This window comes from Algoriphagus aestuariicola, assembly GCF_017254835.1.
GTDB classification, from domain to species: domain Bacteria; phylum Bacteroidota; class Bacteroidia; order Cytophagales; family Cyclobacteriaceae; genus Algoriphagus; species Algoriphagus aestuariicola.
Genome location: NZ_JAFKCW010000057.1, coordinates 1 through 290, shown reverse-complemented (window position 1 = coordinate 290; position 290 = coordinate 1). Strand labels below are relative to the sequence as shown.

Below are 290 nucleotides of genomic sequence, written 5' to 3'. Positions count from 1 at the left end.
AGGCCAGTTGCGGCCCAGCGTGATCAGCGCCAGCATGAAGAAAAACGACCAGATGATCCGGTGGGTGAGGATCTCATCCGCGGACACTTGCTGGATCAGTTTGAAATAAGCCGGGGCGATGCCCCACATAAAATAGGCGGCCAGGGCAAAGAAAATGCCCTGACGCGTTTGCTTTGCGTCCATGACGTCACTCTGGTGGGGAACTTAAGATGCGGTGAGTGTACTGAAGACGCTCACCGCACACAATCATCAGCCGACCAGGTAGGTGGCGGTGGCGGTCGCGATATGCA

Annotated in this window: 1 protein-coding gene; it reads right to left on the bottom strand. The window is 56.6% G+C overall.

The annotated features are described in order from the left end of the window. A partial coding sequence (locus J0A67_RS23655) for a hypothetical protein (RefSeq protein WP_317195074.1) occupies positions 1 to 183 on the bottom strand: 183 nt, incomplete at its 3' end. Positions 184 to 290 lie beyond the last annotated feature (107 nt).